The 3,057-nt window shown below is 36.7% G+C and carries 2 protein-coding genes; both read left to right on the top strand.

The features are described 5' to 3' along the window. Nucleotides 1-336: 336 nt before the first annotated feature. Complete coding sequence (gene pheS, locus ACZQCL_RS08075; protein ID WP_482482686.1) at nt 337-1,371, top strand: phenylalanine--tRNA ligase subunit alpha; 1,035 nt, start codon at nt 337-339, stop codon at nt 1,369-1,371. A 12-nt stretch (nt 1,372-1,383) separates the two neighbouring features. After that, nucleotides 1,384-3,057 (top strand): phenylalanine--tRNA ligase subunit beta (pheT, locus tag ACZQCL_RS08070; protein WP_482482684.1); only part of this gene is annotated, 1,674 nt, incomplete at its 3' end.

Genomic DNA, 3,057 nt, shown 5'->3' with positions numbered 1-3,057 from the left:
TCTTTTATTTTTTTATTGTTTACAGATTGAATCATAAAAAAATATTACCATACTTCGGCTTGAAAAAAAACATGGACTTCGATATAATTTGAAATGTTAAAGCAATGAGAAGACATAGTAACTATTGAACGCTTAGATCAGAGAGTAAACCAATTGGTGAAAGGTTTATATGAGTAGGGATAGTGAATTCACCTTTGAGCAAGAGTTAAAACCTCTTCCGTTTCACACGGTTATCATGGTTAATTAAGTGTGTCTATCAAGACGAAGCAAGATGGTAACGCGGCAGTAGTCGTTCTTGCGTCGTCTTTTTTTGTTTTTAGGGAAAGGAAGAACAACATGAAAACAATTGAAGAGCTTTTGCAGGAAGCTACACAAAAAATTCAAGATGTCAAAGATTCATCTTCGTTGAATGATTTACGTGTCTTGTATCTGGGTAAAAAAGGACCTGTTCAAGAGTTGATGAAGGGTATGAAAGATTTGTCGAAAGAAGAAAAACCTATCTTTGGACAAAAGGTCAACCAGTTGAAACAAGATCTTTCTAAGATGATTGAAGAAAAGAAAGAACAATTGGCAGCTTTAGAAATGCAAAAAAAGATCGAATCCGAAAAGATCGATATCACTTTGCCAGGGCGTAAACCAGAACTAGGTAATGCACACCCATTAAATTTAGTGCGTCAGGAATTAGAAGATTTATTCATTGGTTTAGGATATCAGGTTATTGAAGGTGACGACATTGTCGATGATGAATATTGTTTTGAGAGAGCCAATATTCCTAAGGATCACCCAGCACGTGATATGCAGGACTCTTTATATATTGATCCAAATCGTCTATTAAGAACACATACAACAGCGATTCAGATGGTTGTGTTAGAAGAAAGTGCACCAAATCTTCCAATTAAGGTTGTATGTCCAGGTAAGGTATACCGTCGTGATGATGATGATACGACTCACTCTCACCAGTTCATGCAGATGGAAGGATTGGTTATTGGTGAAAAGGTCACTTTAGCGGACTTAAAAGGAACTTTGGAATTCATGGCAAAAAAATTATTTGGTCAAGACCGTCAGATTCGTTTTAGACCAAGCTATTTCCCATTTACAGAACCAAGTGTAGAAGTCGATGTTTCTTGTCACATTTGTAACGGAAAAGGATGTCCAACATGTAAAGGTACTGGATGGATTGAAATTCTAGGCGCTGGAGAAGTGCATCCAAACGTATTAAAGATGGCTGGTTATGATCCAGAAAAATGTAGTGGTTTTGCGTTCGGTGTAGGTATTGAGCGTGTTGCGATGTTGAAGTATGGCATTGATGATATTCGTCATTTCTATACAAATGATAAACGTTTCAATTCTACATTCAAACGTTATGAGTAGGAGGATTTAAGTATGCGTATTTCAAGAAAATGGTTTAATCAATTTATGGATGTACAAGATCTTTCTATTGAAGAAATGGCCAAACGCATTACCGATGCGGGTTTTGAAGTAGAAGGTATTGAACATTTATCGCAAGGAACAAACTTAGTGATTGGTCACGTTGAAACTTGTACAGAACATCCAGATAGTGATCACTTGCACTGTACAACTGTCAATGTAGGAAATGAAGTTGTCAATATTGTGTGTGGTGCACCCAATGTGGCTGCAGGACAAAATGTAATTGTTGCACTACCAGGTGCTGTTTTACCTGGTGGAGAAATCAAGAATGGTGTGATTCGTGGGGTTGAAAGTAATGGTATGATTTGTTCGTTGCTTGAACTAGGGGTAGATCCAGCTAGTTTAGATGATGATCAAAAGAGTGGTATTGAAGTATTACCTGCGGATGCGCCTGTAGGAAATACAGATCCACTTGGCTATTTAGGTTTAGATGATGAAGTGTTAGATATAGGTTTAACGCCAAATCGTAATGATTGTTTAGCTGCATTTAATATGGCAAAAGAAGCGGGTGCCATCTTAAATCGTGAAGTTAAACTTCCAAAATATGAAGGTGCAAGTGATGTAGGTACATCAAGTCAGTTGCATGTTGAAAGTACAACATCAAAATGTCCATTATTCTATGGAAAAGTGATCAACCACTTAACTATCAAAGAAAGTCCAAAATGGATGAAAGAATTATTGGCAGCTAGTGGTGTAAAATCAATCAATAATATTGTCGATATTTCAAATATCGTTATGTTAGAAACAGGGCAGCCAATGCACTTTTATGATGCGAAATCTTTGCCAAGTCAAAGTATTGTCGTAGCCGATGGCTTTGATGAAGAATATACAGCCTTAGATGGTATGACTTATAAATTACAACCAGAAGATATCGTCATCACAAATCAAGGTAAACCAATCGGTATTGCCGGTGTTATGGGTGGAGATGATTCTAAGATTTTAGATACAACGGATTCAATTATTATTGAATGTGCTATTTTTGATCATGTTGCGATTCGTAATACAGCACGCCGTTTAAATCTTTCTACAGAAGCAAGTGTTCGCTACCAAAAGGGAATTGAGCCATTAGCTAGTAAAAAAGCATTGGATCGTGCCGTTCAATTGTTGATTGAATATGCGGATGCGACAGGTATTGAAGAAACAGTTCAATATGGACAAGTTCCTTATGAACCAAAATCAATTTCTTGTACTTTAGAAGCTATTAATAATCGTTTAGGTACTGACTTTAACTTAGATGAAGTTGTCGATGTATTTGCACGTTTAGACTTTGAACCTGAAGTAACTAATGATTTGATTACTTGCCACATTCCAAGTTCAAGAACCGATATGGAAGGTATGGCCGATCTAAGCGAAGAGGTTATTCGTATGTTAGGTTATGATCGTTTGCCTAGTACGCTTCCAGTTATGCCTATGACAGAAGGTAAATTAACGTATAAACAACAATTGACTCGTCAGGCACGTCAATTCTTATGTGCTCAAGGCTTACAAGATTGTTTAACATATACTTTGGTTAGTACAGAAAAGAAAGACAATGCGATTTTTAATAATGATGAAGCAATCGAACTAGCTAGTCCTATGAGTGAAGAGCGTCGCTATATTCGTACAAGTATTTTGCCAAGCTTATTAGAT

Source organism: Holdemanella sp. (assembly GCF_056804935.1).
Note: the sequence above shows the minus strand (reverse complement) of the source record. Positions and strands in the feature narration are given on the sequence as shown.